Source organism: Kitasatospora phosalacinea (assembly GCF_030268885.1).
Lineage (GTDB): Bacteria > Actinomycetota > Actinomycetes > Streptomycetales > Streptomycetaceae > Kitasatospora > Kitasatospora phosalacinea_C.
Genome location: NZ_BSSA01000138.1, coordinates 1 through 268, shown reverse-complemented (window position 1 = coordinate 268; position 268 = coordinate 1). Strand labels below are relative to the sequence as shown.

The following is a 268-nucleotide window of genomic DNA, read 5'->3' as shown; positions in this document are numbered from 1 at the left end:
TGAGTCCCCGACATTACTCGCTGGCAACACAGAACAAGGGTTGCGCTCGTTGCGGGACTTAACCCAACATCTCACGACACGAGCTGACGACAACCATGCACCACCTGTACACCGACCACAAGGGGGCTGATATCTCTACCAGTTTCCGGTGTATGTCAAGCCTTGGTAAGGTTCTTCGCGTTGCGTCGAATTAAGCCACATGCTCCGCTGCTTGTGCGGGCCCCCGTCAATTCCTTTGAGTTTTAGCCTTGCGGCCGTACTCCCCAGG

1 rRNA gene is annotated in these 268 nt (G+C 55.6%); it reads right to left on the bottom strand.

Annotated features, from left to right (window positions below):
• Positions 1-268 (bottom strand): 16S ribosomal RNA (locus QSK52_RS39265); the annotation flags it as partial.